Annotated in this window: 15 protein-coding genes; 8 read left to right on the forward strand and 7 right to left on the reverse strand. The window is 54.0% G+C overall.

Annotated features, from left to right (window positions below; genetic code table 11):
- The first annotated feature begins 26 nt into the window (after positions 1-26).
- Positions 27-2957, forward strand: coding sequence for an aminomethyl-transferring glycine dehydrogenase (gene gcvP, locus IEY39_RS04185; protein ID WP_188928828.1), 2931 nt, complete (start codon positions 27-29; stop codon positions 2955-2957).
- Here the strand turns inward: gcvP and IEY39_RS04190 are convergent.
- Together IEY39_RS04190 and IEY39_RS04195 are read right to left on the reverse strand one after the other, a co-directional pair.
- Positions 2954-3634 carry a DUF4397 domain-containing protein gene (locus IEY39_RS04190; RefSeq protein ID WP_188928829.1) on the reverse strand — a complete coding sequence of 227 codons (681 nt, stop codon included), beginning with the start codon at positions 3632-3634 and terminating at the stop codon, positions 2954-2956. The two genes, gcvP and IEY39_RS04190, sit on opposite strands and share 4 nt — an antisense overlap.
- Before the next feature lie 156 nt (positions 3635-3790).
- On the reverse strand, positions 3791-4306 hold the full coding sequence (locus IEY39_RS04195) for a DUF4399 domain-containing protein (RefSeq protein WP_229688761.1): 516 nt from the start codon (positions 4304-4306) through the stop codon (positions 3791-3793).
- 476 nt (positions 4307-4782) lie between these two features.
- On the opposite strand from IEY39_RS04195, the gene IEY39_RS04200 reads away from it, so the two are divergent.
- On the forward strand, positions 4783-5916 hold the full coding sequence (locus IEY39_RS04200) for a lactonase family protein (RefSeq protein ID WP_188928831.1): 1134 nt from the start codon (positions 4783-4785) through the stop codon (positions 5914-5916).
- A gap of 21 nt (positions 5917-5937) precedes the next feature.
- On the opposite strand, the gene IEY39_RS04205 is transcribed toward IEY39_RS04200, so the two are convergent.
- Genes IEY39_RS04205 through IEY39_RS04225 form a run of 5 tightly spaced genes read right to left on the reverse strand, consistent with a single transcriptional unit; the run spans position 5938 to position 13342 of the window.
- The gene (locus IEY39_RS04205; RefSeq protein ID WP_188928833.1) at positions 5938-7032 is read right to left on the reverse strand and encodes a dipeptidase; all 1095 of its coding nucleotides are present in this window, start codon (positions 7030-7032) and stop codon (positions 5938-5940) included.
- 6 nt (positions 7033-7038) lie between these two features.
- The gene (locus tag IEY39_RS04210) at positions 7039-8061 is read right to left on the reverse strand and encodes a sugar kinase (RefSeq protein ID WP_188928835.1); all 1023 of its coding nucleotides are present in this window, start codon (positions 8059-8061) and stop codon (positions 7039-7041) included.
- Between the two features lie 25 nt (positions 8062-8086).
- A complete protein-coding gene (locus IEY39_RS04215) occupies positions 8087-8557 on the reverse strand; it encodes a RidA family protein (RefSeq protein WP_188928837.1) in 471 nt (156 codons plus the stop codon).
- 23 nt (positions 8558-8580) lie between these two features.
- Positions 8581-10134, reverse strand: a complete 1554-nt coding sequence (locus tag IEY39_RS04220; protein ID WP_188928839.1) for a SusD/RagB family nutrient-binding outer membrane lipoprotein — start codon at positions 10132-10134, stop codon at positions 8581-8583.
- A 58-nt stretch (positions 10135-10192) separates the two neighbouring features.
- The gene (locus IEY39_RS04225; RefSeq protein WP_229688762.1) at positions 10193-13342 is read right to left on the reverse strand and encodes a SusC/RagA family TonB-linked outer membrane protein; all 3150 of its coding nucleotides are present in this window, start codon (positions 13340-13342) and stop codon (positions 10193-10195) included.
- 175 nt (positions 13343-13517) lie between these two features.
- Here IEY39_RS04225 and IEY39_RS04230 point away from each other — a divergent pair, with 175 nt between their 5' ends.
- From IEY39_RS04230 to IEY39_RS04255, 6 genes are all read left to right on the forward strand, one after another.
- Positions 13518-14372 carry a DeoR/GlpR family DNA-binding transcription regulator gene (locus tag IEY39_RS04230; protein ID WP_229688763.1) on the forward strand — a complete coding sequence of 285 codons (855 nt, stop codon included), beginning with the start codon at positions 13518-13520 and terminating at the stop codon, positions 14370-14372.
- Between the two features lie 73 nt (positions 14373-14445).
- Positions 14446-17163, forward strand: a complete 2718-nt coding sequence (locus IEY39_RS04235) for a family 78 glycoside hydrolase catalytic domain (RefSeq protein ID WP_188928843.1) — start codon at positions 14446-14448, stop codon at positions 17161-17163.
- A 4-nt stretch (positions 17164-17167) separates the two neighbouring features.
- Complete coding sequence (locus tag IEY39_RS04240) at positions 17168-18193, forward strand: lipid A deacylase LpxR family protein (protein WP_188928845.1); 1026 nt, start codon at positions 17168-17170, stop codon at positions 18191-18193.
- A 189-nt stretch (positions 18194-18382) separates the two neighbouring features.
- Positions 18383-19456, forward strand: coding sequence for a lipid A-modifier LpxR family protein (locus tag IEY39_RS04245; RefSeq protein WP_188928846.1), 1074 nt, complete (start codon positions 18383-18385; stop codon positions 19454-19456).
- 48 nt (positions 19457-19504) lie between these two features.
- Positions 19505-20098, forward strand: coding sequence for an outer membrane beta-barrel protein (locus IEY39_RS04250; RefSeq protein ID WP_229688764.1), 594 nt, complete (start codon positions 19505-19507; stop codon positions 20096-20098).
- Positions 20099-20226: 128 nt separating this feature from the next.
- Positions 20227-20760 (forward strand): YceI family protein, encoded by a 534-nt coding sequence (locus IEY39_RS04255; RefSeq protein WP_188928850.1) that lies wholly within the window; start codon positions 20227-20229, stop codon positions 20758-20760.
- Positions 20761-20854 lie beyond the last annotated feature (94 nt).

Consider the following 20854-nt stretch of genomic DNA (forward strand, 5'->3'; position numbering starts at 1 on the left):
TCTTTAAAAAATGGTCAACTCTAGCTATGAATCTATTCGAACAGCAAGCGAATGAATTTGCCGGGCGCCACATCGGCCCGAACGAGAAAGAAACCTCCGGAATGCTGAAATCCATTGGAGTAGGCTCTCTGGATGAACTTATCGACCGGACCATCCCGGCTTCCATCCGAAGCAAAAAGCCCTTGAACATCCCCGGCCCCCTGAGCGAAAATCAATACCTTACTTCGCTGCGGCAGATTGCCAACGGCAATAAAGTATTCAGATCATACATCGGCCAGGGCTACTATGGCACCATCGTACCAAGCGTGATCTTGCGCAATGTCTTCGAGAACCCGGGCTGGTATACCCAATATACCCCCTACCAGGCAGAGATCTCCCAGGGCCGCCTGGAGAGCCTCCTCAACTTCCAGACCATGATCGCCGACCTCACCGGCCTGCCGCTGGCCAATGCCTCTCTTCTCGACGAGGGGACAGCCGCAGCGGAAGCCATGACCATGTTCTTCAACGGGAAGAACAAGGACCATGACCATATCACCACCCCCCGGTTCTTTGTCGACAGCAATATCTTCGACCAGACAAAAGACCTGCTGCTCACCCGTGCACAGCCTATCGGCATCGAGGTGGTTGTCGGGGACTACCACAAGGCCGTCATCGATGGCTCCTACTTTGGCGCTATCGTTCAATACCCGGCCAGCGACGGGTCCATCCACGACTATCGTACCTTTATCCAGCATGTTCACAAAGCAGGAGCCTATGTGGCGATGGCCACCGACCTGCTGGCCCTTACCCTGCTGACCCCGCCAGGCGAACTGGGTGCAGATGTAGCGATCGGCTCCTCCCAACGCTTTGGCGTACCGATGGGCTTCGGTGGTCCGCATGCCGCCTTCTTCACGGCAAAAGAGGACTTCAAGCGCAGCATCCCCGGCCGTATCATCGGCGTAAGCATCGACGCACAAGGCAACCGCGCCCTGCGGATGGCGCTGCAGACCCGCGAACAGCATATCAAACGCGAAAAAGCCACCTCCAACATCTGCACCGCGCAGGCGCTGCTGGCCAATATGTCGGCCATGTATGCCGTCTACCACGGTCCGGAAGGACTTACCCGCATCGCCAAACGCGTGAGCCTGCTGACCCGCACCCTTGCAACTGAACTGGAGGCCATGGGCTACCCCAATCTGAATGACTATTATTTCGATACGATCAGGCTCAAAGTAAAAGACCTTATCTCCCTCCGGCAAACGGCGGAAGCACACGGGATCAACTTCCATTACCACGTCGACGGAACAGTAAGTATCACCCTCGACGAGACAACGTCCCAGGAAGACGTAGTCGATATCCTCTCGGTGTTCGGCCATCTCACCGGCATCTCACTGGTGTCGGCAACCTTCGATGTGGACAATACCCTTGCCAACATCCCTTCCTCCGTCACCCGGGTATCGGAATTCCTGACGCATCCCGTCTTCAATACCTACCACTCCGAGACAAAGATGATGCGCTATCTGCGCAGCCTCGAGAACAAGGACCTTTCCCTCAACACCTCCATGATCTCCCTCGGCTCATGCACGATGAAGCTGAATGCGGCCACAGAACTCATTCCCGTTAGTTGGCCGGAATTTGGCACCCTGCATCCTTTTGCCCCCGCCGATCAATGGAAAGGCTATCGCCAGATCCTCACTGAGCTCGAAGATTGGCTTAGCGAGATCACCGGCTTTGCGGCTACTTCCCTGCAGCCGAACAGCGGCGCCAACGGTGAATATGCCGGTCTGCTGACGATTCGCGGCTATCATAATGCCCACAACGGCTCGCATAGAGACGTAATGCTGATCCCCATCTCCGCCCACGGCACCAACCCGGCCAGCGCTATCATGGCAGGCATGAAGGTAGTCGTCGTGAAGAGCGACGACGAGGGTCACATCGATGTCCGGGACCTGAAAGAGAAAGCAGAACAATACAAGGATTCTCTTGCTGGTCTGATGGTCACCTATCCTTCCACGCATGGCGTATTTGAAGAGAGCATCAAGGATATCTGCCGCACTATCCACGATAATGGCGGTCTCGTCTATATGGATGGCGCCAATATGAATGCCCAGGTCGGGCTCACCAGCCCCGGGCTCATCGGCGCCGATGTCTGTCACCTCAACCTGCACAAGACCTTTGCCATCCCCCACGGCGGTGGTGGCCCCGGCATGGGGCCCATTTGTGTGACTGCCCGGTTGAAGCCTTATCTGCCGTCCCATGTATACGGTACGGATACCCGGCGCCGGTCTGCCGGCAACGGGCAGGCAGCAACAGGCGCCGCCGGACATGCCGTATCGGCTGCACCCTTTGGCTCCGCCAGCATCCTGCTCATCAGCTATGCCTATATCAAGATGCTGGGCGCGGAAGGCCTCACCAACGCCACCCGCTACGCTATCCTGAATGCCAACTATATGAAGGCCCGCCTGGAGAAGCACTACAAGATCCTCTACACCGGCGCCAACGGCACCTGCGCCCATGAATTTATTGTCGACCTGCGTCCCTTCAAGGCCAGCGCCGGTGTCGAAGCGGAAGACGTGGCCAAGCGCCTGATGGATTATGGCTTCCACGCCCCTACCCTCAGCTTCCCAGTACCGGGTACGATAATGATCGAGCCAACGGAAAGCGAGGACAAAGCCGAACTCGATCGCTTCTGTGATGCGATGATCGCCATCCATGAAGAGATTCTTGCCATCGAAGATGGTAAGGCCGATAAAACGGACAATGCGCTTAAGAATGCTCCCCACACGCAACATATGATCATTGCCGAAGAGTGGAAGCACGCTTATACCCGCAACCAGGCCGCCTTCCCGCTGCCATATGTCAGGGAGAACAAGTTCTGGCCCAGCGTCGCCCGCGTCAACAATACGTATGGCGACCGCAACCTCATCTGCACCTGCGAGCCGGTAAGCTCGTATGCAGAGGAGGTGATAGCGAATTAATACTGGGCCTGTAACACGTTGATCGACATGCCGGAATTATTCGAAGACTTTATCCCGCTAAGCCAGATGGTGTAGGCATTTCCCGCCTGCAGGCTGACGGTGGGGGAAGTAGCGATAACGCTGTCGGTAACGGCATTCTTCACCGTAATGGTATAATTGGCAGCCGTCATCGGTTGAAATTTATTAAATCCATCGTTGGCGGCATTGTCCGCCGGAGTCCGGTTGGATTGGGTAAGCAGGCCATTGAAATACACGCTCACCTGGGGATAGTCCGGCGCCAGATTAAAGAAGCGGTAATAAGCATTGGCGGAAGTGACGCTGCTGAAATCATCCCAGATCTTCAGGACATGGGCTGTGCCGCCGGTGACACTTGCGCCGCTGTTAAAACTATTATATAGCAACAGAGTATAAAAGTTAAGCGTGTCGTAAGAGGAAGAGACCAACTGGTCGAGAATGCTGTCAGTCCCTGCTTTTTTAAACTTCACCGCATAGGACCCCGGCCGGATCGTGCCGTATTTAGGGGAAAAGGCGCCGGTAGCGATACCGGTTGTCTGGGTGATCAGCGTATCATTAAGGTAGATGGTGGCGGCGCTGGTATAAGGGGCGCCATGAATCACCGCTAAGTAGGTAACCGCGCTGGTTGTGGTCGTAGAACCGGCTTTCGAGCAACTGTCCAAGGAAATTGCTAAAATTGCTAAAATCCCGATCGTCCAATAGAAATGTCGTGTGCTTTTTCTCATGATTTCCATGACAACTCTTACGGCTTTTTCGTTGCGTTGGTTGCTTAGGGCAAAGAAAGCCCCCGGCGAAGCCGGGGGCTTGAATGAAGAGTCTTATTTCACAGTGACGTTGATCGTAGTCGCCAGCTGGCTGCCATAGCTGCGGTGGATGCCATCCGCAAACTGGAGGGTCAACACATGCTTCCCGGGAGCAAGCTTTACTTCAGCGCTGGACTGAGCCTTACCGAAGTGCAGATGCGTGGAATCCTTTGGTACAACCGTCCCCTTCGGGATAGAATCCCCCGCATCGATCAGCAGGTGGTGGTGCCCCGTACCGGCAACTATTGCCCCGGCAGTATCCAGTTTCAGGCCATCAACGCCCATCTCCACTTTCACCGGCGACGTCACCGTCTGGCCGTTCTTAAGGTTCTTGAAATATACCTTGGCGCCCGCCGGAACAGGCGGAACATCCGGAACTGCCTTGGTAGAATCAACTGGGGCCATAGCCATACCCGTATCCTTGGTGGCCGTTTTGGTCGTATCCGCACCAGCAGCGGATTTGTTGTCCGCATTGTTGCAGGCAACCATTCCCACCAGCAGGGCAGCAGGAAGAAAATAGATCTTGCGCATGATAAGTAGTTTATTTTGTGCAATAAAAGTACAGAAAAAACAAACGAACCAGCCCCAAAACAAAAAACCCCATCCGCTTGAAAGCGAACGGGGTAATAAAATCTCTGTAAGAGATGGACGTTTCTTACAGCAGAGCCTAAAACGTCAGGCGGACATTGGACACTAATTCACAGGTATGGATAATCAGTTTGGCAGTTCGAAGGATACGGACTAAATTTTCATTCATTCACTGGCGCAAAGTTCCATTCCTATTAGGGATTTTCAAAAATCGAACATGAACAATTGATTACCTTTTGTGGTTATCTTACTCTCTTCTAACAAGAAACCCCTATGCCTTCGTAGATGCCGAAGAGTAGCCCGGAAATCCCCTAGTTCCATTTCTCGTATACTCCCGGTGGCTGGACCGTAAATTCCGAATCCTTCTTTTTTATTATCTTGCGCGTATTCAATTCTTCCACAAACTCAATAGCCACCGGATGCGTTTCCTACTTTCCATCGCACTTCTGCTGCTGTCCCTCACAGGCTTCTCGCAGCAATACTATCTTTTTGTCGGCACCTATACAGATGGTCCGTCTGCCGAAGGCAGCAAGGGTATCTATGTGTATACTTTCGATGCAGCCACCGGAGATCTCAAGCCGGTGAGTACGATCGCTACTCAAAACCCTTCCTATCTCACCATCGCCCCGGGCGGAAAATTCGTCTATGCCGTGGGCGAGACGCATGGAGCCACCCCGGGCAGCGTCAGCGCCTTTTCTTTTGACAAGACCACCGGAAAGCTCACCTTTATCGACAAACAGCTAAGCGGCGGGGCAGATCCCTGCTATGTCACCGTGGACGCCCATCGCAAATGGGCGATGGTTGCTAACTACAGCGGTGGTAATTTCTCCGCCCTGCCCATCGCCGCCGACGGCTCGTTGCAGCCCGCCACCGAAACCATCCAGCATACGGGCGCCGGCGGCAACAAAAACCGCCAGGATAAAGCCCATGTGCACTCCACCATCCTCTCCCCGGATGAAAAATACCTCGTCGTTTGCGACCTGGGGATGGACAATCTTTCCGTCCTCCATTTCAATCCCGCTGCCACAAAACAGCCGCTCACCAACGCCACAGATTCGGTGGTGACCCTGCAACCCGGCGTAGGCCCGCGTCATTCGGCCTTTGTTCCCGGCAAACCTTACGCCTATGTCATCGATGAACTCACCGGTACTGTGGATGCATTCCACTACAGCAACGGTAAGTTCACGCCCATCCAACATATCTCTTCCCTCCCCGATGGATTCAAGGGCGACATCGGCAGCGCCGACATCCATGTTTCGCCTAATGGGAAATTCCTCTATGCCTCCAACCGCGGCGACGCCAACAGCATCGTCATCTACGCCATCGATGCGACGACGGGGAAATTGACGGTAAAAGGATTCCAGTCCACGATGGGAAAGACACCCCGTAATTTCATGATCGACCCCACAGGCCATTGGCTGCTGGCAGCCAACCAAAACGGAAAGAATGTGGTGATCTTCAAGATCGATCAGCAAACAGGTATGCTGACCCCGACGGGTAAGCAGCTCGAAATACCAGCCCCCGTCTGCCTGAAGATGACGCCGGTGAAGTAGGAAGACGCCGGTCGCCGGACACTATGTCCAGGCCTTACGCAGCAAGCGCAGCCAATTGCCATGCAGGATTCCCTCGATATCTGTCTGGCTGTATCCCCGCTTTGTCAGCAGTTCGGGCAACTTTTGCAGATCGGCGATCGTCTCCAGGTCGTAAGGACACTGTTCCTTGCCGAAGGCGCCATCCAGATCGGTGCCGATGCCCACATGCAAGGCATTGCCGGCGATTTGGCAGATATGATCGAGATGGTCGATCACCTTCTCCAGGTTACAACCCATGCCCTCCGGGGTCGACTTGCCCCTCACCCACCCCGGCACCATCATCCATGCATCAAGGGCGCCGCCGATCACCGCCCCTTTGGCTATAAGCGCTTTGATCATCTCATCACTGAATTGCCGGTTGTGATCGACCAGCGCACGACAGTTGTTATGACTCGCCCATACAGGGCCATGAAAGAGGTCCATCGCGTCCCAGAAAGCATCATCACAGAGATGGGTGGCGTCCAGGATGATGCCGAGACGTTCCATCTCGCGCAACAGGTTCTTGCCCTGCGGCTGCAGGCCACCCTGACTGTCGGTGCCATTGGCGTACCTGCCGGGGCCATAATGCGCCGGACCGATGGCCCTCAGCCCATATTCATAGGCAACGGATAAATAATCGGTCGTCACCATCGAATCTGCGCCTTCGAGACTGAGGATATACCCGATGGGCCGCCGGGCACCATCCGCATGCGAGTCAACCACGCCTGTCTCCTCTTCCATCCAGGCAGCCACGTGTTTGTCCAGCGAAGCCAGGTCTTTTATCATCACCATCTCCCCTGCCGCCTCCATCGCTTTATACCAGGCCAGCTGTCCCTGGGTCTGCGCCCACGCCTGCCAGGGAGAATGCCAGCCGGGAAGCGGGTTGTCGGGCGCAACGTACCGGGCGATCTGCGTAGCTACCACCAACCCGATATGTCCCTGGCGCAACGCCGGCAACGAAACCGTGCCTTTGGCCCTGTCAGGTTTGTCGGCCAGGCCGGCCTCGCGTTTTCTGATATCGTCAACGGACAGCCGCAGATCGCGGTTCCACTCCATAGCATTCATGCTAAGATCAAGATGTGCATCGATTATAAACATAGAGATTCAACGAATGATACGGCCGGAAGAGCCGTGCTGAATAAATTGTTCGACCTCCGATTTTGTGACGAGCGCCCAGTCGCCTGCAATACTTTGCTTCAGGGCGCCGCAAGCAACGGCAAACTCAATTATTTGCTGCGGAAGAAGCCCCCGCATCAGCCCATACAGCATACCCGCCGTAAAGGCATCGCCGCTGCCGATCTGGTCGGTGATGAACGGCAGCTCATGAACAGTGGAAAAATAATATTCCCCTTTATAATACAACGCGCCGCTGTAAGCATGCTGGATACCATGGGGAGTCCGGAAGCTCATCGCCAGCACCTCGAGGGGAGGTATCCTCTCCTTCAACGTCCTGCTGCATTGCCGGAAACGATCTTCGAAGGACGCCGATTTGTCCGTCTCTATCCCATAGTACACGGCAGCCGAATCGAGGTCGGCCACCGCCACCGTACTGTGCTGCAGGAGGTCGGGCATCACTTCCCGCGGATGCTTACCATATTTCCACAGCGTAGTCCGGTAATTGAAGTCTGCGGAAATGCAGACACCTTTTTCCCGGGCAATGGCAAGAGCTTCGGCGGAAGCCTCGGCGGAATGCTGGGATACAGCCGCGGCAATCCCACTCCAGTGAAACCAGGCTGCTCCATCCAGACAGCTTCGCCAATCGATGACACCCGGGCCCGTCTTCGCATAGGAAGAGCCGTCCCGGTCGTAGATGACCCGGGTAGGACGAATAGCATTTCCCTGCTCGGTGAAATAAACGCCCAGCTTCTCGCCTGTGTAAACGATGTGATCCGTGCCAACTCCCTGCGCCTGGAGCTGCCGGACACCCGCCATAGCGATGTCGTTGTCCGGCAGGACGGTAACATAGTCGACGCCGATGCCCAGCCGCGCCAGCAACACACAGGCGTTCGCCTCCGCGCCTGCATAATAAGCATCATAACCGTCCGTCTGCGCAAAGCGCCGGCCCTGCCTGCCATGCAGGCGTAACATCAATTCTCCAAAAGCAACCAGTTCGACGGTATTTTTCACTACTCAAACCTACACAAAAAAAATGTCAATGCAACAGGAAAACGGCTTCTATCTCCACCGGGATATTATCCGGCAACGATCCAAACCCAACCGCGCTGCGCACGCCGATGCCGTTGTCCTTTCCCCAGATGGAAGCAAAGAGTTCACTACACCCGTTGATCACATAAGGATGACGTTCGAATTCCGGGGTGCAATTCACCATCCCGAAGATCTTTACCACCCTTTTTATTCTATCCAGGCCTCCCAAATGGGTATGGATGGTGGAGAGCATCGTAAGGCCGACCTGCCGGGCCGCCAGCTTCCCCTGCTCGATATCCAATTCCCGGCCGATGCGGCCGATGATCAGGCTTTGGTCGTCTTGTACAGGTCCATGCCCGGACAAATAGAGGTAATTTCCTTCGATAAGATAAGGTTTGTACACTCCCAGGGGGGCAGGAGCCGGTGGCAGCTTCAGGCCCAAACGGATTACTTGTTCTGCTGTGGTTTTGTTTTCCATGTCTTATTATAGTTTCATTGGCGCTATTGCTTATCCCACCAGATGCGGGTCATCAGGTTATCGGGCCCCTGGCGGGCGACAGCCGCGTTATAGTTCGTCGTGTTCAGCGTTTGTTCGGAGATGGGGTATAAAAATCTTCTGAAGATCTGGCCACCCGTGGCATTCGTCGGATAATTGTTGGGCACCAGCGCGGGATATCCCGTACGGCGGTAATTATTATACACTTCCTGCGCGTCGGGGAAGATACTCACCCAAAACTGGGTATAGATCTGTTTCATCTGCTGGTCTAAAGTACCCGTTACGAGGGGGTTGTTGTTCACATAGGTGTTGATCGCCGACGCGGAAATAGTCCCTGCGCTGCCGGCGACGATCGACCAATGTCGCATGGCCGCCTGGATGCCAAGCGTGTAAAGCGAACTGGCGGTTGCCCCGCTGTACCAGCCGCGAAGCGCTGCCTCCGTCAGCAGGAAATAGGATTCAGCCGCCGTGAACAACAGCTTGGACGAGCCCAAACCGAGCACCGTTGCGGGATTGGGTTCGGAAAAAGTGACGAAGTTGGCCGGTATCTTGTTTGCGATGTCCTGCGACATCCCCAGTTGTTTGGAAGATGTGGTGTCCGGTTTTCCGCCGATCCACACCACGGAGATGATGGGCAGCCGGGGATCGTTCGTCGACTGCAGATAACTGATCCAGGTGTCCGCGTATTTGCCGCCTTCCGTATTGGTCTGGCCGTTCTGGGCAATGTAGTCATTGTTCCAGAGATCGAGCACGAGAGGATTCTTGTTGATGTTCTGACCGTTGGCGATATACGTCATCTTGGCGATGTCGGCATCCTGGAGGATCACCCCGCCGGCGATGGCTTTCGTCACCCAGGTCTGTGCGGAGGCGATATCCACTTTGGTCAACCGCATGCCCATCCGGAGCATGAGGGAATAGGCGAACTTCTTCCATTGCGCCGTATTCCCGCCATAGATGAGGTCGGAGGCGCCGAACGTGCTTTTGGTCGCGTCGAGGCTTTGCGCCGCCGCATCCAGCTCGGACAGCAGGTTCATATAGATGCTTTGCTGCGGGTCGTAGGCGGGTTTATACAGCGAGGAATCGTAGCCAAGCCCAGCCTGGGAATACGGGATGTCACCGTACAGGTCAGTTTGCCGCATATAGCAATACACCCGCCAGATCCTCGCCTCCGCCAGCCAGTTGATCTTGGTAGGGTCGGTCTTCACCGCCTTCATTACAATGCCCAGTTCGTTGATCTCGTCGGGATAGGCAGCGTTGAAGGCGCCATAGGTCTGCTGTACCTGGCTGTTGATGTACTTGGAGCCAAAGCCGGCCACATCATTATAACTGGTGGTATACTGCATCGTCCCCAGCAGGAAGTCAGCGGCGCTGCTGCCATATTGCCCGCCATAACCGCACCCGTCATATTCGGCCAGCGTAAAGACATACTGGGGAGTGGGCGAACTCACCGCGTCGGGGTTTACGTTCAGCTGCTTGTACCCTTTGTCACACGAGGCCAGCAGGATGGCCGCCATCGCAGCCGAAAGAATTCCTTTATAATTCAATTTGACTATTTTCATCGTTGTTGAGTTTAATGTTTGACCTTCGGTCGATCCGCTTCCAGCGGATCAGGGAGGATTAAAACTTCACAGACAGATTGAGACCGTAACTTCTTGTCCGGGGTAGGCCGATGGATTCGAAACCCTGGGCATTGCTGCTGGTAAAGCTCTGCTCAGGATCGAAGTTGTGGGTCTGCCGGTAGAGGATGAACAGGTTTCGCGCAACGAAGGAGATATTGGCCGACTGTATCTTCAGCGTCGAGATATGCTGAACCGGTATCTGGTACGTCAATATCACCTGCCGCAGCTTGATAAAGCTGCCGTCATGAAGGAACAGCTCCGAGTAGGTCTTGTAGTTGTCGTAATAGTTGCGCAGTACCCCATTGGTCTGGGTGATGACGGTGTCGTAGGGCGCACCGGTCTGGTCGACGCCCTTCAGCTCCAAACCACCCGCACGGCCCGGTAACGTGCTCTTCAGCTTACCCATACGCGTTGCATACAGCTCGAAAATGGAAAAGATCTTGTTCCCGAATTTTCCATCCAGCAGGATGCTCAACGTAAAGCGTTTATACTTGAAATCGTTGGTGAGCCCCATGGTGTAGGGAGCCACGCTGTTACCCAATATCTGGGTGGCGGTGGTCATCACCGGAGTGTGCGTAGTACGATTGAAAACAACCAATCCCGTCTTGGCATCCCTTGTCATCCTCGTACCAACCAGTGTTCCGAACGGCTGGCCGACTATCTGCTGCAGGGTAGCCCAGCCGTTGACGCTGGCAGCTATCTGGATGGAAGGCAAACCTGGCGCCAGTGCCACAACTTTGTTGGCGTTGTAGGCAACGTTGTAGCTGACATTCCAGCTGAAATTATTCGTCCGCACAGGTTTTCCGGTGAGCAGGAGCTCGACGCCGCTGTTGCGCAATTCCCCGATGTTGAGGATCACATTGCTGTAACCCGAAGTGGTGGAGACCGCCGTATTGACGATGTCATTGGTGGTTTGCCGGTTATAATAGGTGAAGTCGATACCCAACCTGCTCTTCAGCATCTGTAATTCAAGCCCCCCTTCGTATGTGGTGGACGTATAGGGCTTCAGGTTGGGGTTAGTAATGACATTACTACCGGAGTTGGCGTCGGGCGTCACATTCTGCAAGGTGGGGCCACTGCTGGTCACATTGCTGTATGTGAGGTTGATCTGGTATGGATCGGGGGCCCCGCCACCCACCTGCGCCCAGGAACCTCTCAGCTTTGCATAAGTGAAGAAGTCAGGCAGATGCACGGCATCCGATAGAATAAAGCTGCCACCGACACTGGGATAAAAAATATGATTATTCTGCGGACTTAATGTCGAGAACCAGTCCTCCCTTCCGGCAAAGGTGAGGAAGAGCAGGCTTTTGAAATCCAGGTCGACCGACCCGAAGATCGAGTTGACGCCGATGCGCGGAGAATACGGAACGGTCGATTGTGACGCCAGGTTGGAGAAGCTGTAAAAATATGGAATGGTAAAATTGAGGCCATTCAGCGTCAGCCGGTTCTCTGCATACTTGCGGCTGTTGGCCCCCGCCAGCGCGGAAAGTCCGATGTCCTTTGTCAGCGCCGTCTTATAGGAGGCGGTGACCAGACCGTTGAATTCGGATACGTCGGTCTTCAGCGCCGTATACTGCCCGTTGGGTATATACAGCGTTCCCGTCGGCAGGATATTATAGTAGTTGTAGTTGTAAAAGTCCTCGCTCGCCGTTCCCTTGATCACGAGGTTCTTCACCAGTTCGTAGGAGACCGAAGCCTGACCGATAAACCGGTTCTTCGTATCCTTTTCCTGGTATTTGTTGATCACAAAATATCCGTTGGAGGCGATGGCGGCATCGTTCCATATCTGTTCGTTGCCGTTGGAATCATATCCCGGCTTCAGCCAGCGCACATCGGCCGTGTTGGCTATCTCCAGCGGCGTCCAGTTGGGGTTGCCGAGCGCATCCCCGGCGCCGGTGCGGTTGACACCCGTCTCGAGGTTGTACTGCGCCAGCGCCTCGATGCCAAGCCGGTCGGTCAGTTTGCTGTTGAGGGAGAGATTAAGGGTCTTGCGGTCGTACGTCGTCTTAGGCAGGATGCCATTGCTGTTGAGATCGGCCGCGGAGAATCGGTATACCGTCTTTTCGTTGCCGCCGGCAAAGGCAATGCTGTTGGTGAAGGTGCTGCCCGTCTGATAGAAATTTTGCAGGTTGTCTTTCTTTGCCGTATAAGAATGGTGTTGACCGTCGACGGCCACATAGTTATTGTTGCCGTCTATCAGCGCTCCCCAGGACTTACGGCCCGATGCCCGTGCACTGTTGAGGTCGGTGGACATAACGCCATCCAGCCCCTGTCCATACGTATATTGAAAATCCGGTATAACCGCTACATTCTCCAATGTTGCGGTAGAATTGTATTCGACACCGACGCCCCGCTGCGCGCGGCCTTTCTTTGTCGTGATAAGAATGACCCCATTGGCAGCACGGCTGCCATACAGCGCGGAGGCGGTGCCCCCTTTCAATACGCTGATGGATTCGATATCATCCGGGTTGATGCCGGCGATGCCATCACCGCGGTCGACGTTATTGGTAATGCCGTTGACGGTGGGTGCTCCGCCAGGAACGGAGTTGTCGATGGGCATCCCGTTGACGACATAAAGCGGTTGATTATCCCCGCCCAGTGTCCCGTTGCCGCGAATGGTCACCCGGCTCGAACCACCCGGCCCGGTAGAAAGACCCGCCGCATTGACGCCTGCCACCTTTCCGGTGAGGGCGTTGGCAATATTGTTCTCCCTGGCCGTTGTAAACTCATCACCCTTCACCGTGGTAACGGCATAGCCCAGTGATTTCTTCTCCCTGTTGATACCAAGGGCCGTCACGACCACTTCATTGAGCGAAGATTTTGTGTTGTCCATTGTTACGGCTACGACATATTGCCCCCGCTGGACAGATACCCGCCGGGTCTCAAAGCCGACAGAGCTAACTTCCAGTTCTATCGGTCCGGCCTCGCCCGCAGGCAGGCTGAGCGTAAATGCACCGGTGGCATCGGTGGCAGTGGCCGTTCTTCTGTCGGTGACGAGCGCAACAGTGGCGCCGACGAGAGGGTTGCCGTCAGGACCTTTTACAGTACCCCTGAGCCGGCGATCGCCCTGCTGGGCCTGGCTGAAGAGCAGAAAGAGACAGCAACAGGCCAAAAAGCAGCCCCGGAGGGCCGATTCGAATTTTGTCATGAGCAGTTGTTTTATGTTTTGGTATAGCCGAATTTGCATTTTCTGCAAATTCTAAACCGAATATATTATTAAAAAACCGAAATGAGAAAAATTATTGCAAATAATTTGCAATAACTGGTACAAATTCGATCAATCCTGGGCCAACTATGTCTTATCGGCGCAAAAATTGCAAAAAATGCAAATTAATGGCGGTACAACGCAACAGATATCCTATCTTTATCCATCCAAGAAAGCATCATCTGCTGTCATGATCAAACCAAAATCCAACGGTTCTACACCTGTCGCCTTGCAAAAAAAAGATCGGAAAAGTCTGATCCTTAAGCAGGTAAATATCCACACGCGTCTGATGTACAACGATCTTGTAAACCTGATAGACGTGTCCGAGGACACTATTCGCCGGGATGTCAACGAACTGGCCGAAGAAGGACAGCTCATCCGGATTAAAGGTGGGGCCATGTCGGCCGCCTATCATTATGGACATGACGCAAAGACCTATGCGCAATCCAGCAAACTGGTCATCGCCGAAAAATCCCTTACCCTGCTGCGGGACGATATCATCGTACTCATCGGCGGCGGAACCACGGTGCGGGAGTTTATCAAAAAGATACCCAATACGCTTCGTGCTACCTTTATTACAGTCAACGTCCTGACGGCGGTCGAACTCCTGGACAAACCGATGATCAAGACGATCATGATCGGCGGGCAGCTGTCCACCTATAGCCAGATGACCGTGAGCGGGGAAGTATTCGAATACCTCGCCAACATCCGCGCCGATCTTTGCCTGATGGGGACCAATGCCATCGACAGCAGCGCCGGCCTCACCGACTCCGACTGGGAGACGATACAGGTGAAAAAGGCCATGATAAAGGCTGCGGAAAAAGTGGCCATCATCGCCATTTCCGAAAAGCTCAATTCTTCCATGCAGATGAAGATCGCCGACATCGACGAAATAGATTATCTCATCACCGAGTTGTCCCCCGATAGCCCGGAGCTCCAGTCCTATCGTTCTAAGAACCTGACCATCCTTTAATATGCCGGGGCAGGTTGGTACAGGACAGTTGATCATCCTTCCTGCTTATATTTGCCCCTCAACCGTCTTCGCCATGAGAAAAACTCTCGTATTGCCTGCCCTTTTGCTATCCTCTTTGTCCGTCTTCTCCCAAGTGAGCGTATCCCATCTCCTGACCGAGAACCTCCCCAACCCCATCAGCATCGACAATAAGACGCCGCGTCTGAGCTGGCAGCTGTCATCTCCCGACCGCAGCGAACTCCAGACAGCCTACGAGATACAGGTAAGCGATCGCCCCGGCGGCAAGCCTTCCGCCTGGAATTCCGGGAAAGTGGCATCCGAACAATCCGTATGGGTCACCTACGGCGGCACAGCCCTGCAGGCAGGAAAAAAATATTTCTGGCGCGTACGCGTCTGGGATAATAAAGGCCGGGAGTCCGGCTGGAGCAAACCGGCTTCCTGGCAGATGGGCCTCCTTACACCGGCGGATTGGAAGGCCCAATGGATACAATCGGCTGCCAAAGAGGATGCTTCACAGCCAAGCCCCCTGTTCCGAACCACGTTCACGGCAAAGAATGGTATCGCCTCCGCAACGGCCTATATCACGGCCCATGGGTTATATGAAGCACAGCTAAATGGCCAACGCATCGGCGACGCTTATTTCACTCCGGGCTGGACCTCCTATAATAAACGACTTCAATACCAGGCATACGATGTCACGAGTCTCATCCACCCCGGTAAGAACGCGGTAGGCGCAATGCTGGGCAGCGGCTGGTACCGGGGATATATTTGCTATGACTGGCAGCATAATTTCTACGGCAGCGATCTGTCCCTGCTGATGCAGATCATCATCCGCTATGACAACGGGCGCATCGATACCATCGCGTCGGATGGCAGCTGGAAAACTGCCACGGGGGAAGTACGGCATTCGGAGATCTATGACGGAGAGCTGATCGACCACCGGCAGGACCAAAAAGGTTGGAGCCTGCCCGATTTTGACGATGCCGCCTGGACCAGCGTACAGCCGGCCAGCTATCCAAAAGACAATCTTGTCGCTACCGGCAACGAGCCTGTGAAAAAACAGGAGACCTTTCATACCGGGAAGCTGCTGACCACTCCAAAAGGCGAACGGGTCATCGACTTCGGGCAGAATCTCACCGGGTGGGTGATCCTAAAGCTAAAAGGCCGGGCCGGCGACAGCATTCGCCTGTCCCACGCCGAAGTGCTGGATAAAGCGGGCAACTTCTATACGGACAACCTGCGCCGGGCGAAGGCCCAGGACGTCTTTATTCTGAAAGGTAGAGAAGAAGAGACCTTCGAACCGCATTTTACGTTTCATGGTTTCCGTTATATCCGCATCGAAGGGACGGCTGGTGAGATAAACCCGGATGACTATACGGCCGTAGCCCTCTATTCGGCGATGCCCAAAACTGGCGAATTCGAATGTTCCGATGCACTGATCAACCAACTACAGCACAACATCCAATGGGGACAACAAGGGAATTTCCTGGATATCCCCACCGACTGCCCGCAACGCGACGAACGCCTGGGCTGGACAGGGGATGCGCAGGTGTTTTCCCGGACTGCTGCCTTCAACCGGGGCGTAGATAACTTTTTCGCCAAATGGCTCAAAGACCTTGCGGCCGATCAAAAGCCAAACGGGGCCGTCCCCTTTGTCATCCCCAATGTCACGGGCAACGGCACAAGCGCCGGCTGGGCCGATGTCGCCACGATCATCCCCTGGAATCTCTATCTCGCGTATGGCGACCGCAAAGTTCTCGAAGATCAATACTCCAGCATGAAGGCCTGGGTGGAATATATCCGGGGACAGGCAAAGAACGATCTCTGGAACACCGGCTTTCACTTCGGCGACTGGCTTTTCTACCGGCCTGCGGATGACAACGACGGCCGCTCGGCTGTGACGGATAAATATTTCATCGCCCAATGCTTCTACGCACACTCCACACAATTGCTCATCAACGCCGCTACCGTGCTCGGTAAAAAAGAAGACGCCGATGCGTATTCGGCACTGCTGCGTCGGATAAAGGATGCCTTCTTAAATGAATATGTGACACCCGACGGCAGGCTTGTTTCTGGCACACAGACGGCCTATGTGCTGGCTCTCGAGTTCGACATGCTGCCGGAGGCGACCCGCAAAAAGGCAGCCGCCAGACTGGTACAGAATATCCAGGACTATAATTATCATCTTACCACAGGTTTCCTGGGTACGCCCTATCTCTGTCATGTGCTAAGCCAATATAATTATACCACCGTGGCCTACAAGCTGCTGTTGCAGGATACCTACCCTTCCTGGCTCTACCCTGTAAAGATGGGGGCCACGACCATCTGGGAGCGCTGGGACGGCATCCGGCCGGACGGCAGTTTCCAGACCCCGGGCATGAACTCTTTCAACCATTACTCCTATGGCGCTATTGGGGACTGGATGTACCGCGTGGTAGCCGGCATCGACACCTATGAGGACGGACCCGGTTATCATCATAGCCGCATTTCGCCGCATCCGGGAGGAGGACTCACCTCCGCCGCTGCCGACCTGGAGACCTGCTATGGTAAGATCAGCAGTCACTGGCGCATGACCAGCGATTCCCTTGCCATCGACATCGATATCCCCGCCAATACCACGTCCACCGTCTATATCCCCGCGCCCGAGGGCGGGGTCATCACGGAAGGCGGGCAAAAACTTTCCGCGGTTGCTTCCATCCACATCGATGGAGTGGAAAAAGGCTATCTTGTCCTCGGCCTGGGGTCGGGTAGTTATCACTTCCTGGTGCGCGCAGACTACCAGGAAAACTAAACCAATGAAGCAATTTTTACTGTCAACCTTCCTTATCCTGAGCCTGTCCGCACTGACGACCCCTTCCATAGCCCAATCCCCGGCTGCCGCCGGAAAGGATAGCATCACCAGGCTGTTGCGCATCTATGAAGACAATGATGGGATCAATATCTTTGGCCAATGGACGGATGACGCTTATACCGCCGGCACCCGCATCGATCTTTTTTACCAGCCTGCTACACGTCCCCACGGGCTGCTGGGGAAATATGCGCTCCGGGCGGGCGACAGCAGCATCGATAGCTATGGCTGGGGAGTCATGCAACTGATGTACACTCCGGAAGACCTCAGCCAGACCACTTTTCAGCCGAACGACTATCCCTATTCAGGCGGACTCATCGCCACACATGCCCGGTATTCCTACAACCCGGTGAAGCACTACGATCTCCAGACCGAACTGGTCATGGGGGTGCTTGGGCCCGCATCCCTGGCCCAACAAACCCAATCCCTTGTTCACCGCCTGACAGGATTCATGGAGCCCAAGGGCTGGGGAACACAATTCCGCAACGCCCCCCTGCTGAATATTAATATTACAGCGGAAAAGCAGTTGTTCGCCGCCGGCAACACCCTGCGCATCATCGGCGGGGGACAACTCTATGCCGGGACGATGCAAAACGGCGCAGCCGTATATCCATTGATCTTATTGGGGAAAATGGCTCCCTATTTCGACGGGTTCTTCAGCCAGTATACAAGCCCCGGGCGGGACCACCGGGGGCGAAAAAAATGGCAGCTCTATTTCATGGCCAAACCTGAGTTACAATACTTTCTGACAAACGCCCTGCTGGAAGGCGGCGTGTTCTCTACCAATCCCAATAAACCCAAGTATACAGCTTCCATCCCCGCCCTGCAACCCTTGTTCAGCACGTTTGCCTTTGGGGGTGTTCTTACTTACGGCCGCTTGGGCATCTCCTTTGTCCAAAACGTTTCTTCCGCTGCACTAAAAGGACTGTATTGTCACGATGTAGGGAATGTCTCCGTTTATTTTGGCTGGTAAAAATTTTTTTTCGCGCACGTTGAACCTTTTCGTTTCAAAAGGGTAATATATACATCGACAGAAAAAATAGGATAAGATTAACAGTTGAATTGACAAGCGGCCGCGCATGGCATTATTTGTTCATCAGGAAAAAAGATTGAATGGATAGGAACATGATCATTAGACGAGCACAAGCTAAACAGACAGGAAATGACACGAATTCTACTACTGCTCTTCGTCGTTGGAGAGCTATTGGCGACCACTGGCCGCTCCCAGACACAATCCCCGGAGACAACAAAAAATGATAAGAACAAGGTAACCGCATTATTCCGCAGTTACGAAGACGATGACTTTATCAATTTCTGGGGTCATGGAACCGACAACGCCTACACCAACGGCACCCGCCTCGATTATTTCTATCAACCGGCACAACGCCCTCACGGCATCCTGGGCCGGCACGCCCTCCGGGCAGGTGACAGCAGCATAGATATTTACAGTTGGGGTCTCATGGAGATCATGTATACCCCCGACGACCTCACCGTAAAAGAGTGGCAGCCTAACGACTATCAATATGCAGGTGCATTGGTAGTCTCGCATGCTCTCTACTCCTACAACCCGGTGAAGAAATACGATCTTCAGACGGAAGTAGTCTTTGGCATCATCGGACCAGCAGCCCTGGGACGCGAGTTCCAAACTCAATTCCATCGGATGATCCATTACATCATACCCCAGGGCTGGGGCCATCAGTTTCGCAACGATGCCCTACTGAATCTCAACCTTACCGCGGAGAAAGAGATATTCTCGGCAGGCAACGGGTTAAAGGTCATCGCCGGTGGACAGGTCTATGCCGGTACGATGCAGAACGGTGCAGCTATCTATCCGCTGATCCTTATCGGCAAAATGAACCCCTATTTCAACGGCTACTTCAGCCAGTACACCAGTACCGGAGCCGGCCGGAAGAAATGGCAGACCTATTTAATGTTCAAGCCCGAACTCCAGCTCTTCCTGCAGAATGCCATGCTCCAGGGCGGAATGTTCACCCATAATCCCAACCTGGAACAAACCAAATCCAAATTTCATAGCAGCACGGCCAGCACGCCCCAGGCGAATACGGCGCCACCAAAACTGCCCGAACTGCAGCAATGGCTCCCTTCGTTCACCTATGGCTTTGTCATCACGCGCGGCAAATTCGGTTTCTCCGCCTCGCAACATGTTTCCTCCGCCTATATGAAAAATTTGTATTGCCATACCGAAGGGAATATCTCCCTTTATTTCGGCCTGTGAAAAACATAACCAATGGTTCAATTATTCGTAACAATAAAACACACAAAGATGAAAAAGACACGTAAGATTGGCATTGTAACAGCCCTGTTAGTAAGCCTGTCCCTGGCATCCCAGGCACAAACCACCACCTCCGGCAACAGCAGCTCCGGTACAACCGGTAAAGAATGGCGCATCAGCGTAGGACCGGATGCTGGTATTCCCCTTGGTGATTTTTCCAATGAGTATAACTGGAATTTCGGCGGATCGGCACAAGTCGACATCCCCATCATTAAAAGCCTGTACGTAACCGTGAATGCGGGGTACCAGAATTTCTTTGTCAAAAACGGGTCCTTTGCCGACAACGTCGCTGACAAGAACCTGCAACTCATCCCTGTGAAGGCCGGCCTGAAGTATTTCTTCCTGGGCGACCTGTTGTATGTCCAGGGTGAAGCCGGCGCTTCCTTCCTGGCCAACAAGTCAGATGTGGGCGCCAGCAATGCCGCGGCCTTTGTTTATGCTCCCCAGGTAGGAGTGCTGTTGAAACTGGCGCCGAAGAATTACATCGACGTAGGTTTCCGGTTTGAAGGCACGAGTTCGTTCTACAACGGCGGGTCCAGCAACAACTTCCTGGGCCTTCGCGTAGCTTATGCTTTTGGCCTGTGATTCCTCCGGACCATCCTTAAAAAGCGCCCCAAGTGGGGCGTTTTTTATTTGTAGAAGTCTTAATGTAGGTTAATGGCGGGCAATTCCATTTGAACATACCTTTGTATAAACATTAAAACGTATTTTTTATGGCTATTACTAAATGGATTCTTGATCCTTCCCACTCGGAAGTAGAATTCAAGGTAAAACACATGATGATCTCCAACGTCAGCGGAGAATTCACGAAATTCGACGCCACAGTAGAAACCCAGGACGAAGACTTTATGACGGCAAAGGTGGAGTTCTCCATCGATATCGCCTCCATCTCTACAGGCGCCGACCAGCGGGACGAACATCTCAAATCTCCCGATTTTTTCGATGCAGCAAAATTCCCGCAGTTGAAGTTTGTAGCCACAAAGTATGAGAATGTAGATAATGACGGTTCTTATGAAGTATATGGCGATCTCACCATGCACGGCGTGACAAAGAATGTCAAATTCGACGCAGAGTTCGGTGGGGTTATCAAGGATCCGTGGGGCAACACCCGCGCGGGTATCACCATCAGCGGCAAAATAAACAGAAAGGATTTCGGTCTTGTATGGAATGGCATAACGGAAGCCGGCAGCCTTATCGTCAGCGATGACGTCCGGGTTCACGTCGGCCTGGAATTTGTAAAAGCGTAGCCAAAGAGAAAAGGGGCCAGCCCCCCCTCCGGTAAGCATAGCTTACCGGTCATCATGGGAAAATAGGCCGTCTACTTTTGGCATACAGACGGCC

Source organism: Puia dinghuensis, assembly GCF_014642875.1.
GTDB lineage: Bacteria > Bacteroidota > Bacteroidia > Chitinophagales > Chitinophagaceae > Puia > Puia dinghuensis.